General features: G+C 72.9%; 17 protein-coding genes, 1 pseudogene and 1 riboswitch. Of the genes and pseudogenes, 6 read left to right on the top strand and 12 right to left on the bottom strand.

Annotation, left to right across the window (positions count from 1 at the left end; translation table 11 throughout):
• Positions 1-23: 23 nt before the first annotated feature.
• The 11 genes and pseudogenes from cobC to P2L57_RS14560 form a co-directional block, all read right to left on the bottom strand.
• Positions 24-1,094 (bottom strand): Rv2231c family histidinol phosphate aminotransferase CobC, encoded by a 1,071-nt coding sequence (gene cobC / locus P2L57_RS14610; protein WP_275813967.1) that lies wholly within the window; start codon positions 1,092-1,094, stop codon positions 24-26.
• Positions 1,078-1,986 carry a sirohydrochlorin chelatase gene (locus tag P2L57_RS14605; protein ID WP_275813965.1) on the bottom strand — a complete coding sequence of 303 codons (909 nt, stop codon included), beginning with the start codon at positions 1,984-1,986 and terminating at the stop codon, positions 1,078-1,080. The genes cobC and P2L57_RS14605 overlap by 17 nt, the downstream gene beginning before the upstream one ends.
• Before the next feature lie 126 nt (positions 1,987-2,112).
• A pseudogene (locus P2L57_RS14600) lies at positions 2,113-2,496 on the bottom strand (cobalamin biosynthesis protein); the annotation flags it as partial.
• Positions 2,497-2,507: 11 nt separating this feature from the next.
• Positions 2,508-3,914 carry a cobyrinic acid a,c-diamide synthase CobB gene (locus P2L57_RS14595; RefSeq protein ID WP_275813962.1) on the bottom strand — a complete coding sequence of 469 codons (1,407 nt, stop codon included), beginning with the start codon at positions 3,912-3,914 and terminating at the stop codon, positions 2,508-2,510.
• On the bottom strand, positions 3,908-4,504 hold the full coding sequence (cobO, locus tag P2L57_RS14590) for a cob(I)yrinic acid a,c-diamide adenosyltransferase (protein WP_275813959.1): 597 nt from the start codon (positions 4,502-4,504) through the stop codon (positions 3,908-3,910). Before cobO ends, P2L57_RS14595 begins: the two co-directional genes overlap by 7 nt.
• The gene (locus tag P2L57_RS14585; protein WP_275813956.1) at positions 4,504-6,552 is read right to left on the bottom strand and encodes a putative cobaltochelatase; all 2,049 of its coding nucleotides are present in this window, start codon (positions 6,550-6,552) and stop codon (positions 4,504-4,506) included. Before P2L57_RS14585 ends, cobO begins: the two co-directional genes overlap by 1 nt.
• A 52-nt stretch (positions 6,553-6,604) precedes the next feature.
• Positions 6,605-8,152 (bottom strand): cobyric acid synthase, encoded by a 1,548-nt coding sequence (locus tag P2L57_RS14580; protein WP_275813953.1) that lies wholly within the window; start codon positions 8,150-8,152, stop codon positions 6,605-6,607.
• A complete protein-coding gene (locus P2L57_RS14575) occupies positions 8,149-9,087 on the bottom strand; it encodes a cobalamin biosynthesis protein (RefSeq protein WP_275813952.1) in 939 nt (312 codons plus the stop codon). The genes P2L57_RS14580 and P2L57_RS14575 overlap by 4 nt, the downstream gene beginning before the upstream one ends.
• Positions 9,088-9,206: 119 nt before the next feature.
• Positions 9,207-9,335, bottom strand: a riboswitch (cobalamin riboswitch).
• A gap of 131 nt (positions 9,336-9,466) precedes the next feature.
• Entirely contained in the window at positions 9,467-9,661 is a 195-nt protein-coding gene (locus P2L57_RS14570; protein WP_275813949.1) for a hypothetical protein, read from the bottom strand.
• Positions 9,658-10,896, bottom strand: a complete 1,239-nt coding sequence (locus tag P2L57_RS14565) for an inorganic phosphate transporter (protein WP_275813946.1) — start codon at positions 10,894-10,896, stop codon at positions 9,658-9,660. Before P2L57_RS14565 ends, P2L57_RS14570 begins: the two co-directional genes overlap by 4 nt.
• A gap of 160 nt (positions 10,897-11,056) precedes the next feature.
• The gene (locus P2L57_RS14560; RefSeq protein ID WP_275813943.1) at positions 11,057-12,448 is read right to left on the bottom strand and encodes an NAD(P)/FAD-dependent oxidoreductase; all 1,392 of its coding nucleotides are present in this window, start codon (positions 12,446-12,448) and stop codon (positions 11,057-11,059) included.
• A gap of 105 nt (positions 12,449-12,553) precedes the next feature.
• Between P2L57_RS14560 and P2L57_RS14555 the strand changes: the two genes are divergently transcribed.
• From P2L57_RS14555 to P2L57_RS14530, 6 genes are all read left to right on the top strand, one after another.
• Positions 12,554-13,201, top strand: a complete 648-nt coding sequence (locus P2L57_RS14555; protein ID WP_275813941.1) for a class II aldolase/adducin family protein — start codon at positions 12,554-12,556, stop codon at positions 13,199-13,201.
• A 455-nt stretch (positions 13,202-13,656) separates the two neighbouring features.
• Positions 13,657-14,787 carry an alpha/beta hydrolase gene (locus P2L57_RS14550; RefSeq protein ID WP_275813938.1) on the top strand — a complete coding sequence of 377 codons (1,131 nt, stop codon included), beginning with the start codon at positions 13,657-13,659 and terminating at the stop codon, positions 14,785-14,787.
• A gap of 76 nt (positions 14,788-14,863) precedes the next feature.
• A complete protein-coding gene (locus tag P2L57_RS14545) occupies positions 14,864-16,285 on the top strand; it encodes a hypothetical protein (protein ID WP_275813936.1) in 1,422 nt (473 codons plus the stop codon).
• A gap of 410 nt (positions 16,286-16,695) precedes the next feature.
• Positions 16,696-18,294, top strand: a complete 1,599-nt coding sequence (locus P2L57_RS14540) for an ABC-F family ATP-binding cassette domain-containing protein (protein ID WP_275813934.1) — start codon at positions 16,696-16,698, stop codon at positions 18,292-18,294.
• Between the two features lie 424 nt (positions 18,295-18,718).
• On the top strand, positions 18,719-18,940 hold the full coding sequence (locus P2L57_RS14535) for a helix-turn-helix domain-containing protein (protein ID WP_188281871.1): 222 nt from the start codon (positions 18,719-18,721) through the stop codon (positions 18,938-18,940).
• A gap of 119 nt (positions 18,941-19,059) precedes the next feature.
• The gene (locus P2L57_RS14530) at positions 19,060-19,881 is read left to right on the top strand and encodes an enoyl-CoA hydratase/isomerase family protein (RefSeq protein WP_275813931.1); all 822 of its coding nucleotides are present in this window, start codon (positions 19,060-19,062) and stop codon (positions 19,879-19,881) included.
• Positions 19,882-19,931: 50 nt separating this feature from the next.
• Here P2L57_RS14530 and P2L57_RS14525 read toward each other — a convergent pair whose 3' ends face one another.
• Positions 19,932-20,225: a hypothetical protein gene (locus P2L57_RS14525; RefSeq protein WP_275813928.1), complete on the bottom strand. Its 294-nt coding sequence runs from the start codon at positions 20,223-20,225 to the stop codon at positions 19,932-19,934.
• Positions 20,226-20,253: the final 28 nt, after the last annotated feature.

Below are 20,253 nucleotides of genomic sequence, written 5' to 3'. Positions count from 1 at the left end.
GGATGCGGCAGTTGTGATGAAGGTCAACTGACGGATTGCGCCAGGGCGTTCAGGAACGCGTCGGTCGTGCCGCGGTCGCGGACCGCGACCCGTAGCCAGTCCGGGCCCAGGCCAGGGAACGTGTCGGCGCGGCGGACCGCGAAGCCGAGCTTGCGCAGGCGTTCGCGTACCTCCGCCGCGCCGCGCGACCGCAGCAGCAGGAACGGCGCGGCGGCCGGGCCCGTGACCTCGATGGCGGGGAAGTCCGCCAGGCGGGACAGCAGGTACGCGCGGTCCCGCGCGATGTGCCGCGCCGCCTCCTCGGCCTCCGCCACCGCGGACGGCGCACAGCACGCTTCGGCGGCCGCCAGCGCAGGGGTGCCGACCGGCCACAGCGGCTGCGCGCGCTGCAGCGCCGCGATCGTCTCCGTGGCGGCGAGTACATAGCCGATCCGCAGGCCCGCCAGGCCCCAGGTCTTGGTCAGGCTGCGCAGGACCACCACGCCCGGCAGATCGCGGCGCGCCGCGAGCGACTCGGGTTCGCCGGGGACCGCGTCCATGAACGCCTCGTCGATCACCAGGGTCCGGCCCGGGCGGGCCAACTCCGCGAGCGTCCGCGCAGGGTGCAGGACGGAGGTGGGGTTCGTCGGGTTGCCGATGACCACGAAGTCGGCGTCCTCGGGGACGTCCGACGGATCGAGGCGGAAGCCGGACTCGTACCGCAGGAGCACTCGGTGCACATCGTGGCCCGCGTCCCGCAACGCCGCCTCGGGCTCGGTGAACTGGGGGTGTACGACGACGGCCCGGCGCGGCGTGTGCGCGCGGGCCAGCAGGACGAAGGCCTCCGCCGCGCCCGCCGTCAGCAGGACCTCCTCCGGCGGCCTGCCGTGCCGCTCCGCGACCGTGCGCCGGGCCGCCCGGCCGTCCGGGTAGGCGGCAAGTCCGGTCAGCGAGGAGGCGATCCGGTCCACCAGCCATGGAGGAGGTGTTCCGGTGCGGACGTTGACGGCGAGGTCCACCAGGTCCTCGCCGTCGTCCCGTACCTCCGCGTCGCCGTGGTGGCGCAGGTCGTGGCGCAGGTCGTGGCCGTCGGTGGGGTCAGTGCGAGTGCGCATGACCGTCATGGTGGTGTCCGCGGCTGTGCGCGGGGTCCTCGGGGCGGTGGTGCGACGGGGGCGTCCGCTCGTCCGGGCCGGGCCGCCCGATGACGTATCCGCAGGAGTCGCAGTTCATCCGCAGGCCGCCGGCCAGCGCCTCGCGATACCGCTCCATCACCAGATCGGCCAACTCCGGCGCGCGGCCGATGACATCGGCGTACCGCACATCGATCTGCGGGTGCGCCTCCGCCCAGCCCTCGGCCTGCTGACGCACCCGGTCCGGCAGCGCACCGGTGAACAGGAAGTACGGCAGCACGACCACCCGCTTCGCGCCCAGCCGCAGGCACCGGTCCAGGCCCAACGGGACGTCGGGGGCGGCCAGGGAGACGAAGGCGGTCTCCACGCCCGCGTACCCGCGCCCCTCCCACAGCAACCGGGCCGCCCTGTCCACCTCGGCGTTGCCGCCGGGATCGGTGGACCCCCGGCCGACCAGCAGCACCGTGGTCGCCGCCCGGTCGGAGGGGGAGCGGCGGCCGTCGCCCAGTACGTTGTCGAGGCGCCGCTCCAACGCCTCCAGCAGCGCCGGGCGGCAACCGAGCGGCGCGTACAGGTACGAGGTACCGGGGTGGCGCGGCGCCGCCTGGGACAGCGCGGCCGGCGCCCCTCCTGTGGCCTGACCGGCGGCGCCCAGCGCCAGCGGCACCGCCACGAACCGCCGTGCGCCGTGCCGCGCCATGAGCTCCTCGACGGCGTCGTCGAGCGACGGGGTGGACAACTCGGCGAAGCCGCCGCCCACCGGTAGCCCGGGGTTGCGCTCGCCGAGCGTTCTGACGAGCGAGCGGAAGGCTTCGGCCTCCTCGTCGTCGCGCGTGCCGTGACCGATCAGCAGTAGGGCGGGCGGCGAGGTCACAGAGGTGTCTCCTTGCTGCGGGTGGTGCTGGGTTGGTGCGTGCGGCACACTACCGGCCGTACCAAGGAGTGAACCCGCTGGCCTGCGGGGTTGTTACGGGACTGATCACGTCTGTTATCCGCGGCGCCGCCGGGCCAGCGCGGCGGTGGCCATCGGGGCCCGGCCGGCGAGCGGGGTGGACTTCCGCTTGCGGACCAGGAGTTCGCCGCCGGGGGCCGAGGCGAGGGCGGCGGCCTCGGCCACACTGGGTGTGCCGACGGCGGTGAGCGGGGCGTTCGACGGCGTGGGAACCGTGATCCGGGCGAGCGTCTCGGCGTCGTACGTCACCACGGGCACTCCGCCGAGCCGCCGGGCCGCCTCGGTGATCCCGGGCTCGCCGCCCTTCGCGTCCACGGTCGCCAGCGCGGCGACACAGCCCGGCGGCAGGCCCGCCTCGGCGAGGACGGCCTCGATCAGCGCGTACACCTCGTCGGCGGGCGCACCCCTGCTGGCCCCCACACCGACGACGATCCGCCGCTCGCTCACCTGGTGCACCGCTCGACGAACCTGCGGGCCAGCGCGGGCTCGGCCGCCCAGTGCGTGTGGAGGTACGAGGCGTGGACGCCTCCGCTCGGCCCCGAGACGAAGCCCTCAAGGCGGCGTACGGGCCGGGACCAGCCCCATGCGGCGGCCTGCCCGGCGCCGGGTTCGATCGTGGTGCGGTGGAACTCATGGCCGCGTACCCGGGTTCCGGCCACGGCGAGCGCGCTGTCGCACACCGCCACCGCCTCGCGGTAGCCGAGCGTCAGCCGGTCGGTCATCCGGGCGGTGGCGTCCAGTACGCCGCACATGGGGGCGCCGTCCAACTCCCTTGCCAGATAGAGCAGTCCCGCGCACTCGGCGGCCACCGGGGCGCCGCTCGCGGCCAGTTCCACCACTGCCTCGCGCAGGGGTTCGTTCGCGGACAGTTCCGGTGCGTACACCTCCGGGAAGCCCCCGCCGATGACCAAAGCGGCCGTTTCGTCCGGAAGGTGTTCATCCCGCAGCGGGTCAAAGGGGACGATCTGCGCGCCCGCGGCCGCCAGCAGCTCGGTCTGCTCGGCGTACGAGAACGTGAACGCGGCGCCGCCCGCGACGGCGACGACCGGGCGCGGCTCCGCCGTCGGCCCCCGCCCACCCGTTCCGCCCCGGTGCGGCGACGGCCCGCAACCGGCTATCTCCGCTGCCGGATCCCATGCGGCGTCGGTGAGCGGCGGTGCGCTGCGGGCCAGCGAAAGGAGCTGCTCCAGGTCGCAGCCCGCCAGCACCCGGGACGCCATCTCGTGTACCGCGGCCACCGCGTCCGTGTGCCGTTCCGCCACCGGCACCAGGCCCAGGTGCCGGGCCGGGACCGCCAGTTGGCCGTCCCGGCGCAGCACCCCCAGTACCGGCACGCCGGACTCGTCCAGCGCCTGCCGCAGCAGTTCCTCGTGGCGGTCGGAGCCGACCTTGTTGAGGATGACGCCGCCGATCCGCACCTCGGGATCCCAGGAGGCGAAACCGTGCACCAGCGCGGCCACCGACCTGGACTGCGACGAAGCGTCCACCACCAGGACCACCGGTGCCCGCAGCAGCTTCGCCACCTGCGCGGTGGAGGCCAGCTCCCCCTGACCGGCCGCACCGTCGTACAGCCCCATCACGCCCTCGATCACGGCCACGTCAGCGCCGCGCGCCCCGTGCAGGAACATCGGCGCCATGCGCTGCGGGCCGCACAGATAGGCGTCCAGGTTGCGGCCCGGGCGGCCGGTCGCCAGCGTGTGGTAGCCCGGGTCGATGTAGTCCGGGCCGACCTTGTGCGGTGAGACGGCCAGGCCGCGCTGGGCGAGGGCGGCCATCAGACCGGTGGCTACGGTCGTCTTGCCGCTGCCCGAGGCGGGTGCGGCGATGACGAGTCGCGGAACACTTACCACTCGATGCCCCGCTGGCCCTTCTGCCCGGCGTCCATCGGGTGCTTGACCTTGGTCATGTCGGTCACCAGGTCGGCGGCGTCGAGCAGCTGCTGCGGCGCGTTGCGGCCGGTGATGATCACGTGCTGGGCGCCGGGGCGGTCCTGCAGCACCGCCAGTACCTCATCGGTGTCGACCCAGCCCCAGTGCATGGGGTACGCGAACTCGTCCAGTACGTACAGCTGGTACGTCTCGGCGGCCAGATCGCGCTTGACCTGCTCCCAGCCCTCCCGGGCCGCCTCCTCGCTGGACTCCAGATCGCGCTGCACCCACGACCAGCCCTCGCCCATCTTGTGCCAGGCGACCGTGCCGCCCTCGCCCGAGTCGCCGAGCACCCGCAGCGCCCGCTCCTCGCCGACCCGCCACTTCGCGGACTTGACGAACTGGAACACCCCGATCGGCCAACCCTGGTTCCAGGCGCGCAGCGCCAGACCGAAGGCCGCGGTCGACTTGCCCTTGCCGGTGCCGGTGTGCACCATCGTCAACGGCCGGTTACGTCGCTGACGGGTCGTCAGGCCGTCGTCCGGCACCACACTCGGCTTCCCCTGCGGCATTACGCGGCCCTCCTGGCGTCTCGTACCAGCGCGGACACCGCGTCCGCGCGCAACTCGTCCAACGTCACCGCGGTACCGGCCAGTTCACGGGCCAGCGCGCCCGCCAGGCCCAGCCGTACCGGGCCGGTCTCGCAGTCCACCACCACCGACGACACCCCCTCGGCGGCCAGCAGCCGCGCCGCGCGCGACGCCAACGCCACCGGTGCGGAGCCGTCCGCCCGTCGTCCACCGGAGCCCGCGGTCGCGTCCGTCGCCCGGCCGTCGGTCACCACGACCAGCAGCGGTCGCCGCGACGCGTCCCGCAGCCGTTCCACCCGCAGCACCTCGCGCGCCCTGAGCAGCCCGGCCGCCAGCGGGGTACGGCCGCCGGTCGGCAGCCTCTCCAGCCGTGCCGCGCCCGCCTCCACCGACGAGGTCGGCGGCAGCGCCAACTCCGCGCCGGAGCCGCGGAAGGTCACCAGCCCCACCTTGTCCCGCCGCTGGTAGGCGTCCAGCAGCAGCGACAGCACCGCGCCCTTCACCGCGGCCATCCGCTGCCGGGCGGCCATCGAACCGGAGGCATCGACCACGAACAGCACCAGATTGCCCTCCCGGCCCTCCCGTACCGCCTGTCGCAGATCGTCCTTGCGGACCACGAGCCCGGGACCGCTGCGCCCGCGCGCCCGCTGGTGCGGGGCGGCGGCGCGCACGGTGGCGGCCAGATGCAGCTTGGTCAAGGTGCCCTGCGGGCGGCGGGCGCCGGTGGTGCGGCCGTGCTCGGTACGCGCCCTGGACCGCCGCCCGGCCGCACCGTCGCCCAGGCCCGCCACGGTGAAAGGCCTGGTCCTGAACGGCTCGTCCGCGGCCACGGCGGCCTGCTCGCCGCCGTCCGCCCGGCCGGCCGTGCTGTCCTGCGGCGTCGGCTGCGGGGCGTCGTCCTGCTCGCCGGTGCGCTGCTCCGGTACCGGCGGGTCACCCATCGGACCGTCCTGCGGGGGCTGACCGCCGCCGTCCGGGCCGTTCGGGCCGCCCGGATCTGGGTCGTCGTCCTCCCCGCGGGACTGCTCCAGCGTCTCGTCCAGCTTGTCCTCGTCCAACCCCGGTGCGTCGAAGGGGTTGCGGCGCCGCCGGTGCGGCAGCGACAGCAGCGCCGCCTGCCGTACGTCCTCGTCCAGCACCTCGGTACGGCCCGCCCACGCGGCCAGCGCGGTCGCGGTGCGGGCGGTCACGATGTCCGCGCGCATCCCGTCCACCTCGAACGCCGCGCACACCGCGGCGATCTGGCGCAGCGCGGCGTCACCGAGCCGCACCGACGGCAGCAACTGCCGTGCGGCGGCGATGCGTTGCCGTAGCGCGTCCTCCTCGGCCGCCCACCGCGCGGCGAACCCCGACGGGTCCTCGTCGTACGCCAGCCGCCTGCGCACCACCTCCACCCGCTGGTCCGGCTCGCGGGACGCCGTCACCTCGACGGTGAGCCCGAACCGGTCCAGCAGCTGCGGGCGCAGCTCGCCCTCCTCGGGGTTCATCGTGCCGACGAGCAGGAAGCGTGCGGCGTGCCGTACCGAGACGCCCTCGCGTTCGACGTACGAGGCGCCCATCGCGGCGGCGTCCAGCAGGAGGTCGACCAGATGGTCGTGGAGCAGGTTGACCTCGTCGACGTAGAGCACCCCGCGGTGCGCGGCGGCCAGCAGACCGGGCTCGAAGGATTTCTCGCCCTCGGCGAGGGCTCGTTCGATGTCCAGCGCGCCCACCAGCCGGTCCTCGGAAGCGCCGACCGGCAGCTCGACCATCCGCGCCGGACGGTGGACACCCGCCTCCGCGTCCGCGGTGTGCGGTCCGTCCGGGCAACCGGGGTCCGGGGACCGCGGATCGCACGAGAAGCGGCAGTGCGGGACGACCTCGACCTCCGGCATCAGCGCCGAAAGCGCCCGTACCGCGGTCGACTTGGCGGTGCCCTTCTCGCCCCGCACCAGCACACCGCCGACCGCGGGCGACACGGCGTTCAGCAGCAGCGCGAGCCGTAGGTCGTCCATCCCGACGATCGCCGTGAAGGGGTAGTGGGTGCTCACGCGGGGGTTCCTCCTACGAGTGATGGTGCGGTGCGAGAGGCCGCGCCGGATGTCACGGTGCCCCCGGAGCCAGGAACGGGAGACCGGCGGGCGCGCCGTCCTCGACGAGCCGAAGCAGCGCGGCGGTGTCGGCGTGCTCCTCGATCAGATCGCCGAGGCGGTCCAACTGCTCCTCGCGCAGTGCGCCGAAGCTGGTGTCGGGTGCCGGTACGAAGCGGCGGCCGGAGGCCTGCGCCACCCGGCGCAGGAACGCCCGGCGGAAGCCGTCGCTCTCCAGCGACCCGTGCCAGTGCGTTCCCCAGACCGCGCCGACGCGCACCCCGTCCAGGAACGGCTCGTCCGCGTCGCCGAGTCGGGCGACGCCGTGATGGATCTCGTAGCCCTCGACCGGCTCGCCCAGCGCCTTGCCGGACGGGCGGGCGAGGGTCTTCTCCGGCGCGAACCGGACCTGTACCGGCAGCAGTCCGAGTCCTTCGACCGTCCCGGCCCGCGACTCCACCTCGTCCTCGATGGTCTCGCCGAGGATCTGGAAACCGCCGCAGATGCCCAGTACCGGCCTGCCCTCGGCGGCCCGCCGCCGTACCGCGTCCGCCAGTCCCCGCTCGCGCAGCCACCGCAGTGCCCGCACGGTGCCACGGGTGCCGGGCAGCACCACCAGATCGGCGTCGGCGAGCTCCTCGGGGCGGTCCACGAAGCGCACCACGACGCCGGGCTCGGCCGCCAGGGCGTCGACATCGGTGAAGTTGGACATCAGCGGCACGGCGGCGACCGCCACCCGCAGCACGTCCTCGCCGTACGGGGGAGCCGAGTTCGACTCCCGGACCGTGCCGCGCAGGGACACCCGCAGGCCGTCCTCCTCGTCGATGCCCAGACCGTGCGCGAACGGCAGCACACCGAACGTCGCGCGTCCGGTGATGCCGCGCAGCATCTCCAACCCCGGTTCCAGCAGCGAGACATCGCCGCGGAACTTGTTGACCAGATACCCGGCGACCAGCGCCTGGTCCTCGCGGCTGAGCAGCGCCGTGGTACCGAAGAAGGACGCGAACACACCACCGCGGTCGATGTCCCCGACCACCACCACCGGGAGCCGGGCGGCCCGCGCCAGGCCCATGTTGACGATGTCGGTGCGGCGCAGGTTGATCTCCGCGGGGCTGCCCGCGCCCTCGCAGATCACCACGTCATGGGCGTCGCGCAGTTGCTGGAGGCAGTCCGTCACGGTCGCCAGCAGCTTCTCCCGCCGCCCTTCGTACAGCGTTTCCCCGGGGGACGACCCCCCAGCCCCCCCGAAATACCCGCGGGCGCTGAGTTCGCCCACCGGTTTGCCCAGCAGCACCACCTGGCTGGTGCTGTCCCCGCCCGGCTTGAGCAGTACCGGGTTCATCAGCGCGCTCGGCTCGACCCGGGCGGCCTGCGCCTGCATCGCCTGGGCGCGCCCGATCTCCGCCCCTTCGCGGGTCACGAACGAGTTCAACGACATGTTCTGCGCCTTGAACGGGGCGACGCGCATGCCCTTGCGGGCCAGCCAACGGCAGATGCCCGCCGTCACCACACTCTTGCCCGCGTCGGACGTCGTCCCCGCGATCAGCAGTCCACCGCTCATCGTCCCCTCCTGACCGCCAGCCGTCCGACCACGCACACCGCCAACGCCAGCGCGCTCACCCGGCGGGACAGCCGCACCGCGCGGTCGATGTCCGCCACCTCCACCGGCCGGTTGGCGCCTCCCAGCACCGGGCGGCGCTCGATCCGGCCCCCGTAGGAGAGCGTTCCGCCCAGTCGTACGCCCAACCCGCCCGCGAACGACGCCTCCACCGGACCGGCGTTGGGGCTCGGGTGCTTCGGGCCGTCGGCCCGCCAGGTGCGCCACGCCCCGCGCCGGTCGGGGGCGGCGAGCACGGTCAGGGCGGCGGTGAGCCGTGAACCGGGGAAGCCGACGACATCGTCGAGGCGGGCCGACGCCCAGCCGAACCGCCGGTAGCGCGGCGACCGGTGGCCGACCATCGCGTCCAGGGTGTTGACCGCGCGGAAGCCGACCAGCCCCGGTACGCCGCCGAGCGCCCCCCACACCAGGGCGCCGACGACCGCGTCGGAGGTGTTCTCCGCGACGGACTCCACTACGGCGCGGGCGATCTGCTGCCCGTCCAGCGCCTGCGGGTCACGCCCGCACAGGTGCGGTAGTCGCTGCCGGGCCAGCGTGAGGTCCTCGGCCCGTAGCGCGGCGCCGACGGTGCGGGCTTCCCGGGCCAGCGAGGTGCCGCCCAGCACGGACCAGGTCGCCGCGCCGGTCAGCGCGATGGAGGCGGCGGGGGAGCGGCGGGCGAGCCGGGACAGCCCGGCGGCGGCGGCCACCGCGCCACCGGCGCACACCGCGGTGAACAGCGCTCCGCGGCCACGGCGGTCACGCCACAGGGTCCGTTCGCAGGCGGCGGCGGCCCGGCCGAAGGCGGCGACCGGGTGCCCGCGGCGCGGATCACCGGTGAGCAGATCGCCCGCGAAGCCGAGGACGGCGCCGTACCCGAAGAGGCGGTCGGCACGCATGGGTCAGGCCGCCGTCGTTCCTCGGCGCGGCCGCGAAGTCAGGGCGAACGGTGGTGTGCCGGGCATGGCAGGAGTCCTCACTCAGGGTCCGCGCCCTGGTTCGACGTGACCGGCGATGAGAGTCTCCTGGCTCCCGGATCGGCACACCCCCTGGCCTTCCAGCCGCATCTGGCGGCCGTGACGTTCGGGTGGGAGCGCACTCCCCGGTGACAGTGGCGGGACCGCGCCGGATTCGCACCGGCTTCCTCTCCTGTCGCCGTTTCGGCTTGGTGCCTTATGGCACCGGGCAGTCCACCACGCTGCGGGAACGGCCGTCAACTGACGCCCACATGGGCGCACACGGCGCGCGGGCGGCGCTGCCGCCCGCGCTCGGCTCAACTCAGCCCGCGATGAGGTAGATCCCGTAGGCGACGGCCGCCGCGCACGCCGCGAAGGCGGTGTACGCACCCGCCCGCGCCGACTCCTGCTGCTTGGACAGCCCGACGATGCCGAAGGTGAACAGGCCCACCAGACCGACCGTCGCGACGAGACTCACGCCGACGACCGATGCGAAGGCGCCCCAGTCGATGTTCACAGTGCGGCTTCCTTCCGGGGGGCTTGCGGCTGCGGGGCCGGGATGGTGGCGGTGAACGCCGGGTCGGGGGTGAAGGCGTCGAAGGACTCCGCGTCGGCGGGCCGCGCTTCCGGCGCTGCCCCGGCGATGTCCTCGACGTCGTTGACGTTGGTGTGGTCGACCGGCTTGCGCATCGAGAGCAGCCAGGCCCCGGCGCAGACGGCCAGCCCCAGCAGACCGATCAGGACGACGCCCCAACTGCCCTGCAGGGCGACGAGCGTCGCGCCCCCCGCCACCAGTCCGGCGGCGGGCAGGGTGATCAGCCAGGACAGCGCCATGCGCTGCACCACGCCCCAGCGCACCACCGCGCCCTTGCGCCCGAATCCGGTGCCGGTGACGGCGCCGGAGACCACATGGGTGGTGGACAGCGCGAAGCCGAGGTGGGAGGAGGCGAGGATGGTGGTCGCGGCGGCGGTCTGGGCGGCGAAGCCCTGCGGCGGCCGGATGTCGGTGAGCTTCTTGCCCATGGTGCGGATGATCCGCCAGCCGCCGAGGTACGTACCGAGCCCCATGGCGGTCGCGGCCGCGAGGATGACCCACAGCGGCGGGTCGGAGTGCGGGGCGATCATGCCGCCGGTGACCAGCGCCAGGGTGATGACGCCCATCGTCTTCTGGGCGTCGCTGGTGCCGTGGGCGAGCGAGACCAGTGCGGCCGAGGCGATCTGGCCCGCGCGGTAGCCCTTGGAGGTGGCTTCGGGGTCGGCGTCGCGTCCGATGCGGTAGGTCACCCTGGTCGCGAGCATCGCGGCGACACCGGCCACCAGCGGCGAGACGACCGCGGGGATGAGGATCTTCATCACGATGGCGTTGCCGTGGATGCCGTGTGATCCGACGGCCACCAGCGTTGCGCCGATCAGACCGCCGAAGAGGGCGTGCGAGGAACTGGACGGCAGCCCGGCGAGCCAGGTCACCAGATTCCAGACGATGGCGCCGATCAGCGCCGCGAAGATCACTTCTGGCTTGACCCCGGCCTTTTCGTCGATGATTCCGCCGGAAATGGTCTTGGCCACCTGGACCGAGAGGAAAGCGCCAACGAGGTTGAGTACCGCGGCCATCGCCACCGCCGCCTTCGGCGCGAGCGCCCCGGTGGAAATGGTGGTGGCCATGGCGTTGGCGGTGTCATGGAAACCGTTCGTGAAATCGAACACGAGAGCGGTGATGATCACGACTCCGATGAGCAGCGTGAGGTGTTCCATTCACCCAGACAATCGTTCAGGCGGGCAGCGACGCGGCGACCGTACGGACAAAGGATGAACGAAAGGTTAACGGGACACGCCCTGCAGGTGCGAGAGGTCGGATCGCGCCAGGTTTCACGCCGCGAAATGCGGCAATTACCGGGCTCGGTCTGAGACGTGGTCAGTGGCGGCCCGAGATGCGGTCCGCGACCTGGGCCACCCGGTCGGTACGGCCGGTTCGGGCGGTCTGCTCGCGCCGGTCCGCGGCACGGTACGCCGCGTACAGGCCGTGCACCCCGAGCCAGCGGAACGGCTCTGGTTCCCAGCGCCGCACCCGGTGGCCCACCCACGGCAGCCCGGTCAGCTCCGTCGCACCACCCTGGCCGGAGTCCAGCTGGACCAGATCCCGCAGCGTACGCGCCGCCAGGTTCGCCGTGGCGACGCCGCTGCCCACGTAGCCGCCCGCCCAGCCCAGGCCGGTCGCCCGGTCCAACTCGACGCTCGCGCACCAGTCCCGCGGCACACCCAGCACACCCGACCACGCGTGGTCGATCGCCACCCCGGCCGTCGCGGGGAAGAAGCGGACCAGGATCTCCCGCAGTGCCGCCACCGTCGAGGCCTGGGTGCGGCCGTCGTTGTCGGTACGCGAGCCGAACCGGTACGGGACGCCGCGCCCGCCCAGCGCTATGCGGTCGTCGGCGGTCCGCTGGGCGTACATGTAGGCGTGCGCCATGTCGCCCAGCGTCTCGCGGCCCTCCCAGCCGATGGTGTCCCACACCTGCCGCGGCAGCGGCTCGGTGGCGATCATCGAGGAGTTCATCGGCAGCCAGGCGCGCCGCTGACCACTGATCCCGGCGGTGAATCCCTCCGTGCAACGCAGCACATACGGAGCCCGCACCGTGCCGTACGGAGTGACAGCGTGCTTCGGCCGGATCTCGGTCACCGGGGTTGACTCATGGACCACCACACCCAATGCCTCGACCGCCGCCGCCAGCCCCTGCACCAGCTTCACCGGGTGGATCCGCGCGCCGTGCGGCGTCCAGGTACCGCCGACCGTGCCCGCGACCCGGATCCGCTCGGCGGTCTGCGCGGCGCCCAGCAGCAGCCGGTCCTTCTCCCCGAACGCCGTCTCGGCCTCGTGGAACGCCTTCAGCCGGGCCAACTGGGCGGGGGAGTAGGCGACTTCGAGCACTCCGCCCTTGTGGACGTCGGCGTCGATGCCCTCCTCCTCGGCGACCCGGATCACCTCGTCCACGGTGTCGTTCATCGCCCGCTGGAGCCGGACCGCCGCGTCATGGCCGTGCAGCCGCGCGTACCGGTCGCGTCCGGCGATCCCGTTGTACAGCCAGCCGCCGTTGCGGCCGGAGGCGCCGTACCCGCAGAACTTCTGCTCCAGCACCACGATCCGCAGGAACGGCACGGCCTTCTTCAGGTAGTACGCGGTCCACAGCCCGGTGTAGCCGCCGCCCACCACGCAGACGTCGGCGGAGGTGTCACCGGGCAGCGGTTCGCGCGGAGCGGGAACGCCGGTGGTCGCGTACCAGAAGGAGATACCGCCGTTGACGGTTGCCATGGGTGCCCTCGTGTCGTGATCGCTGCTGGTGGCGGGACGTTACTGCGGTTCTTCCGGTACCGGCAATGGACAACGTGTCAGGATCAGGCCCCGGAGGTGCGGTGAATGACGGCGGACGGCGAACTCACGGCGGCCTGGCGCGATGTGGTGGACACGGCCCGGCGGACCGCCGACGAGGGGTTGGTGGTCGGTACCTCGGGCAATGTCTCGGCACGCGTCGGCGATCTGGTGCTGGTGACGCCGAGCGGCGTCCGCTACGACCGGCTCGGCGACGCCGACCTGGTCGCCGTCGGCCTCGACGGCGAGCAGCGGATCGGCACGCTGCGGCCGACCAGCGAACTGCCGATGCACCTCGCGGTGTACCGGGCCACGGGTGCCCGCGCCATCGTGCACACCCACGCCGTGCACGCCACCGCCGTCTCCACGCTGGTGGACGAACTCCCCGCCGTCCACTACATGTGCGCCGCACTCGGCGGCCCGGTACGCGTCGCCCGCTACGCGACCTACGGCACCGACGAACTGGCCCGGTACATGCTGGAGGCGCTCCGCGACCGCACCGGCTGTCTGCTGCGCAACCACGGCACGCTGGTGTACGCGAACAGCCTGGAGACGGCCTACGACCACACCGCCCAACTGGAGTGGATGTGCCATGTCTGGCTCACGGCCCGTGCGGCAGGCACCCCCACGCTGCTGCCACAGGCGGAAATCGACCGGGTCGCCCAACGCCTCGGTGATTACGGCCAGCCGCGGTGAGGTCTCCGGCGGACCCGTCCGCCGGTCGCGGCCGCTTGCCACCGCGGGCCCACGCCGAGGCGGTTCGGGAGCCCGGGACTTCGGCGTTCGGGGGCTTGCCCCCAGCAAACTCCACGCTTCACCCACCCGCCCTCACCCAGTGGCCTTTCGGGGGCCCGGGGGGCTTGCCCCGGCAGAGGGGAACGCGGTTTCCCCGCTCGCCGTCGTCCAGTGACCCGTGGGGGCCGGGGGCTTGCCCTGGGGGAAGTGACCGCGGATTCCCCGCTCGCCGTCATCCAGTGACCCGCGAGGGCCCAGGTCTTGCCCCGGAGGGAGTGACCCCGGCTTCACCCACTCGCCCTCACCCAGTGGCCTTTCGGGGGCCCGGGGGCTTGCCCCCGGAAAAGAAAAAGCCGCTTCACCCACCCGCCGCCACCCAGTGGCCCACCCCGCTGGCGCGATCGACACTGAAGTCGATGCGCCTACGTACTGCGGCCGCCCTGGCCGCCAGCTGCCTCGGTGCCGGTGCGGTCGCCGTGGCGACCGGCCGGTGGGTGTCGGGGCTGGCCCTCAACCCGCGGCCCGACGGCTCGGCGATCGGGCCCGCCGCTACCGCCGAGGGCGAGCTGACCGTGCACTCCATCGCGCCTGGCCAGGTCACCCTGACCCGCTCCCTCACCTCGGCACGCCCCGGGATCTACGGGCTCACCGGCCCCGACTGCCACGCGACCGTCGGCCGGGTGCTGTCCACCACCCCCTTCACCGTCACCCGCCGCCTCGAACGCGTCCAGTTCGGCAGGCTGGTGGACGGCACCCAGGTGACGATGACCCCGCAGGCCTACACCGGTGAGCCGATGGGCGCCCATGGCCTGGCCTACCAGGAGGTGGCGGTCGACGGTGAACTCGGGCCGATGCCAGGCTGGTTCGTGGACGGGGCGCGCGACACCTGGGTCATCGCCGTCCACGGCCTGGGCACCACCCGCCGCCACCCGCTGGTCGTCCTGCCGCTGCTGCACCGGCTGCGCTTCCCGGTCCTGATCACCAGCTACCGCAACGACCCCGGCGCCCCGGCGTCGCCCGACGGCATAGGGCATCTCGGCGACACCGAATGGCGCGATGTGGACGCCGCGGTGCGGTTCGCGGTACGCGAGGGCGCCCGCCGGGTGGTGCTGTACGGCTGGTCGACCGGTGCCGCGATGGCGCTGCGGGTGGCCGACCACTCCCCGCTGCGGGACCGGGTGAGCGGCCTCGTCCTCGACTCCCCGGTGCTCGACTGGCAGGCCGCGGTGCGCGGGCTGGCGCGTGGCCGCGGAGTGCCGGGCCCGCTGGTGCCGCTCGGCGTACGAGCCGCCGCGGGCCGTACCGGACTGCACGCGGAGCGGCTCACCGGCTCCGCCGATCCGGCCCTGCTGTCCGTACCCACACTGATCATGCACGGCCCCGGGGACACGCTCGCCCCTTATCAGGCCTCCCGTGACTTCGCCGAGCGGCGGCCCAAGCTGGTCACCCTGCACACCGTTCCGGACGCCGAGCACCAGGCGATGTGGAACGCCGACCCGGTCGGCTACGAGGAGGCGCTGCGGCGCTTTCTGACCCCATTGATGTGATCACGCGGTGCCCAGGGGGTGACCGCAGGGGGGTGCTCGTTTGGGAATCCGGGGACTCACCCGTAAGACTGCTCCCGTGACGTCCCGTTCCCAGCGTGACAACAGGCTCCGGCTCGTAACCGGGCAGCCCATCGCGGCCGTACGCAGGGCCACCGCGGCTCGCCGCACCGGGCCACCCCGGCCGCCGGAGGGCACCCCGGCTCCCGCCGAACTCGCCGCGCTGGCAAGGTTCGTACTCGCCGACGCGGTCCGGTTGGCCCGCTGGGCCGATGGCGAGCAGGGCGCAGCACCGCGCGGCAGCACGTTCGAGGACGTCCGCGGACGGCGGGCGCCAGGGCGTACGACCCCGCTGCGGCCGGAGCCGAACGGGATACTGCCCGCACCGGAGCTGCGGCGTGCCGCTGAGGCACTGAGCTTGACGGACCATCGAGTGCGGGCGGCGTGGGACCACGCCCGGCTGGCCGGTCTGGTCGAACTGCGGGACGGCGTGGCACGGTCCGGATGGCGCCTGCGCGCCTGGGACCGCGACGACACCGCCGTGCTGCGCGGCTGGGTCGCGCTCTTCGACGCCTGGTCGCTGTGCCGCACCGCGCCCGCCGACGCCGATCCGTCCCTGGTCGCGGAGGTCATCGAGGCCGTCCCCCAACTCCTGTCGCTGCTGCACCTGTCCAGCGGCACGGCGGCGGGCCCCGTCCTGCTCGACCTGCTGCGGCAGCGGGTGGCGGAGCTGCGTACCGAACGGCACGAGCCGCCCGCCGACGGCAGCGCTGACCAGCTGTCCGCGCTGCTGGACTGGACATGGGAGGCACTCGTCTCGGTCGGCGCGCTGCGGCCCCGCACCGGTGGCGAGGACGTCGCGCTCACCGCGCTGGGGAACTGGGCGGTCTGGGTCAAGCTGGAGCAGATCTGCGTGGCCGCGCAGTCGCCCGCCGGGCACATCGAGCAGTCGGCGGAAGGCCTGCTGCGGGCGTGTGCGCAGTACTCGCCGGGACCCGCGCGGGTCGAGTACCGCGCCTGGCTGGCCGCCCGCCCGGTCGCCCAGGCGGTCAGCGAGCTGCTGGACGCGGCGCGGGGGGACGACGCTCTGCTGCGCGGCCTCGCCTTCGAGGCGCTGCGCACCGTCGGCGCTCCCGCCGAGTCCGCCGTGCGCGCCGTGGTCGACGAGCCGCAGCTGCGCCCTTACGCGCTGCTCTGGCTGGCCGAACAGCAAGGCGGCGAGCCCGAGGAGCAGATGGCCCTGCTCACCCGCGAGGAAGCCACCTGGCTGTGGGTCGACACCGCGGCCGCCGTCGCGGACCACGGCGAGAGCCATCTGCTGGTCGGCCATCTGGAGACGGCCGTACAGGAGTCACTGCCCGTGCTGTTGGACGAGGTGCGCGGCACCGGCCACCCGCGCACCGTGCAGGTGCTGGTCGCGCTGGCCGCCGCGCACCCCGATCCGGCGCTGGCCAAGGCGGTACGGCGGGCCGCCTTCGAGGTCCACCACGGCGGCGAGTGAACCCCCGCCGCCGCACGCCGCGGCGGCAGGCATTCCCCCCTCCACCACCCCGTGGTGAACGCCTCTGCGACAGGCTGGCCGCGCCTGAAAACCGCCGCATCTGCGATCGGGGGTGCGGCATGTCTTTGACCGCCGCTCCACACCGTGGTGGTTGCTCGCCGTCGTGGCGGTAAGAAGTTTCACGGCGTGGGCCGCGAGCGCCGTCGCGCCCCCCGGCCGGGCTGACCGCGAAGCCGGGCGAATCGCCCCGGCCGCCCAGGCGGCCGGAAATCCGTTTGCCGCGCCCCGGTAGACTGCTCGCATGGCAGTTCTCCTCGCGCATTAGACGGCAGCCGGAACCCCGCGACTGGATCACCCCCAGCCGGAGAAACCGCCCGTCCTGCCGTCCACCATGTCCTGGAGCCCCACCCGTGATCACTGCCTCCGGCCTTGAGCTGCGCGCCGGCGCCCGAGTCCTCATCGAGTCCGCCTCCTTCCGTATCGCCAAGGGCGACCGCATCGGCCTGGTCGGCCGCAACGGCGCGGGGAAGACCACCCTCACCAAGGTGCTCGCCGGTGAGGGCCAGCCCGCCGGGGGCACGGTGACCCGCTCCGGCGAGATCGGCTACCTCCCGCAGGACCCGCGCACCGGTGACCTCGACACCCTCGCCCGCGACCGCATCCTGTCCGCCCGCGAACTGGACACCGTGCTGCGCAAGATGCGGGAGAACGAGGAGCGGATGGCCAACGGCAAGGGCGCCACTCGCGACAACGCGATGAAGAAGTACGCCCGCCTGGAGACCGAGTTCCTCACCAAGGGCGGCTACGCGGCCGAGGCCGAGGCCGCCACCATCGCCGCCGCACTCGGCCTGCCCGACCGGGTGCTCGGCCAGCCGCTGCACACCCTGTCCGGTGGCCAGCGGCGCCGCGTCGAGTTGGCCCGGATCCTCTTCTCGGACGCCGACACCCTGCTGCTGGACGAGCCGACCAACCACCTCGACGCCGACTCGATCGTCTGGCTGCGCGACTACCTCAAGAACTACAGCGGCGGCTTCGTGGTCATCTCCCACGACGTCAACCTTGTGGAGACGGTGGTCAACAAGGTCTTCTACCTCGACGCCAACCGCTCGAACATCGACGTCTACAACATGGGCTGGAAGCTGTACCTGGCCCAGCGCGAGGCCGACGAGAAGCGCCGCAAGCGCGAGCGGGCCAACGCCGAGAAGAAGGCCGCCGCGCTCAACTCGCAGGCCGACAAGATGCGGGCCAAGGCCACCAAGACCGTCGCCGCGCAGAACATGGCCCGCCGCGCGGAGAAGCTGCTGTCCGGCCTCGAAGCGGTGCGGGTGTCCGACAAGGTCGCCAAGTTGCGCTTCCCCGACCCGGCACCGTGCGGCAAGACCCCGCTGATGGCCTCCGGACTGTCCAAGTCGTACGGCTCGCTGGAGATCTTCACCGACGTCGACCTGGCCATCGACAAGGGCTCCCGGGTGGTCATCCTGGGCCTCAACGGTGCGGGCAAGACGACGCTGCTGCGGCTGCTCGCCGGCGTCGAGCAGCCCGACACCGGCGAGGTCGAGCCGGGCCACGGCCTCAAGCTGGGCTACTACGCGCAGGAGCACGAGACGCTCGACCCGGACCGCACCGTCCTGGAGAACATGCGCTCGGCCGCGCCGGACATGGACCTGGTGGAGATCCGTAAGATCCTCGGCTCCTTCCTGTTCTCCGGTGACGATGTCGACAAGCCCGCGGGCGTGCTGTCCGGCGGCGAGAAGACCCGGCTGGCGCTGGCCACCCTGGTGGTCTCCAGCGCCAATGTGCTGCTGCTCGACGAGCCCACCAACAACCTCGACCCGGCCAGCCGTGAGGAGATCCTCGGCGCGCTGCAGACCTTCACCGGCGCGGTGGTGCTGGTCACCCACGACGAGGGCGCGGTGGACGCGCTCCAGCCGGAGCGGATCATCCTGCTGCCGGACGGTGTGGAGGACCTGTGGGGCGACGAGTACGCGGACCTGGTCTCGCTGGCCTGAGCCGGCTCGGCGTCCGGCCAGCGCAGCGGCCGGTCCGCACCGCGGTCCGGCCGTGTCCGGTGGTGTGATCGGCCTTCTGGATCATTCATCTGGATCATTCGGCTTACCGGTGATCCATCATCTGCGTGAGGACGGCTGGTACCCCGATACGCCAGGTCCGGACCATCGCGCGGCGTCCGGTGATCAGCCTCGTAGCTGTCGAACGCTCCTTACGCACGGTGATGACCAGCGATTTCTCGATCGACTTCGTCCCGGCGAAGAAACACACCTGTGCGAAATCCTTTCCCTTCCCGCCGCATGACCCGGGCGGTGAATTCCGTCGGCCGCGCACGTAGTTCCTTCAGACCTTGTCGAATGGGTGGCCAGGAAGCGCTGGAGGGGTGATCATGAGAGTCCAGAGCGCACTTCCCTAGAGGAGGCACGGGTGGCCGAGACTCTGAAGAAGGGCAGCCGGGTTACCGGCGCCGCGCGCGAAAAGCTCGCGGCAGACCTGAAGAAGAAGTACGACTCCGGTGCGAGTATCCGGGCACTGGCCGAGGAAACCGGCCGTTCCTACGGATTCGTGCATCGGATGCTCAGCGAGTCCGGTGTGACTCTGCGCGGTCGCGGAGGTGCGACGCGGGGCAAGAAGGCGGCAACGGCCTGACGGCACCGGGCACCCCGGTCTGTCACGGACCCGGCGGCGGTGACCACCCGGTCACCTCGGCTCACGGCCGGGTGGTTACTGTTCGGTAATCCTGTCCGTGGCCCGCTCGGAGGTGCCCGATGTCCGAACCCAACGCTCCGACCACCGCTGCGCAGGCGGATCCGCTGCTGATGCATGACGGCGTACGGCTCACCGTGGACAACGGTGCCGTCGCCACCATCACCTTGTGCAACGCCGCCAAGCGCAACGCACAGTCGCCCGCACTGTGGCGGGCGCTGGTCGAGGCGGGACGACTGCTTCCCGGGAGCGTCCGGGTCGTCGTGCTGCGCGCGGAAGGCGTCTCCTTCTCCGCGGGGCTCGACCGGCAGGCGTTCACGCCCGAGGGGTTCGACGGCGAACCGTCGTTCATCGACCTCGCACGCGGCTCCGAAGCCGACCTCGACGCGACCATCGCCACCTACCAGGAGGCATTCACCTGGTGGCGGCGGAACGACGTGGTCAGCATCGCGGCCGTGCAGGGCCATGCCATCGGCGCGGGCTTCCAGCTCGCGCTCGCCTGCGATCTGCGGGTGTGCGCGGACGATGTGCAGTTCGCCATGCGCGAGACCAGCCTCGGTCTGGTGCCCGACCTCGCGGGCACCAAGCCGCTGACCGGACTCGTGGGCTACGCAAGGGCGTTGGAGATCTGCGCCACCGGCCGCTATGTGCACGCCGAGGAGGCCGAGAGCACCGGCCTGGCCAACCTCGTGGTGCCGTCCGCCGAACTCGACTCGGCGGTACAGGACCTCGCCGCGGCCCTGCTGGCGGCCCCGCGCGACGCCGTCATCGAGACCAAGGCGCTGCTGCGGGACGCCGCTTCGCGTACCTACGAGGAGCAGTGCGCGGCGGAACGGGCCGCGCAGGGGCGGCGGTTGCGCGACCTGGCGGGTGTCGGCGAGTAACTGTTCGGGGCTTTCGGGGTTGTCCCCCCGGAAGCCCTACTCGACGTCGGTCACAGGGCCGCCACTGCGACCCCAACCCCGGCCCGTACCGCGCGTGCCACATCCAGCGCACGCCATCCCGCGGCCACGGCGATCTGCGCCAGGACATCCGGGCCCACACCGGCCAACCGCGAGGTGCGCCGGGCGACCCCCGGCACGGACGCGGCGCCGTCGCCGGCCGCGCGTTGGCCAGCGCCCTCAGCGCGCGCACCGCGTACGTCGCGCTCACCGTCCGCACCGCGCCCGGCGCGGGGGCGTTCGTCGTCCAGCAGTCCGCTGACCCGCTGGTCGATGGCGGTGACCACCAGCCCGAGGTCCGCGTCGGCGCTCCCG

The sequence above is a fragment of the Streptantibioticus ferralitis genome, from assembly GCF_029223525.1.
In the GTDB taxonomy this organism is placed as follows: Bacteria; Actinomycetota; Actinomycetes; order Streptomycetales; family Streptomycetaceae; genus Streptantibioticus_A; species Streptantibioticus_A ferralitis.
This window is presented reverse-complemented; position numbering and strand designations above follow the sequence as displayed.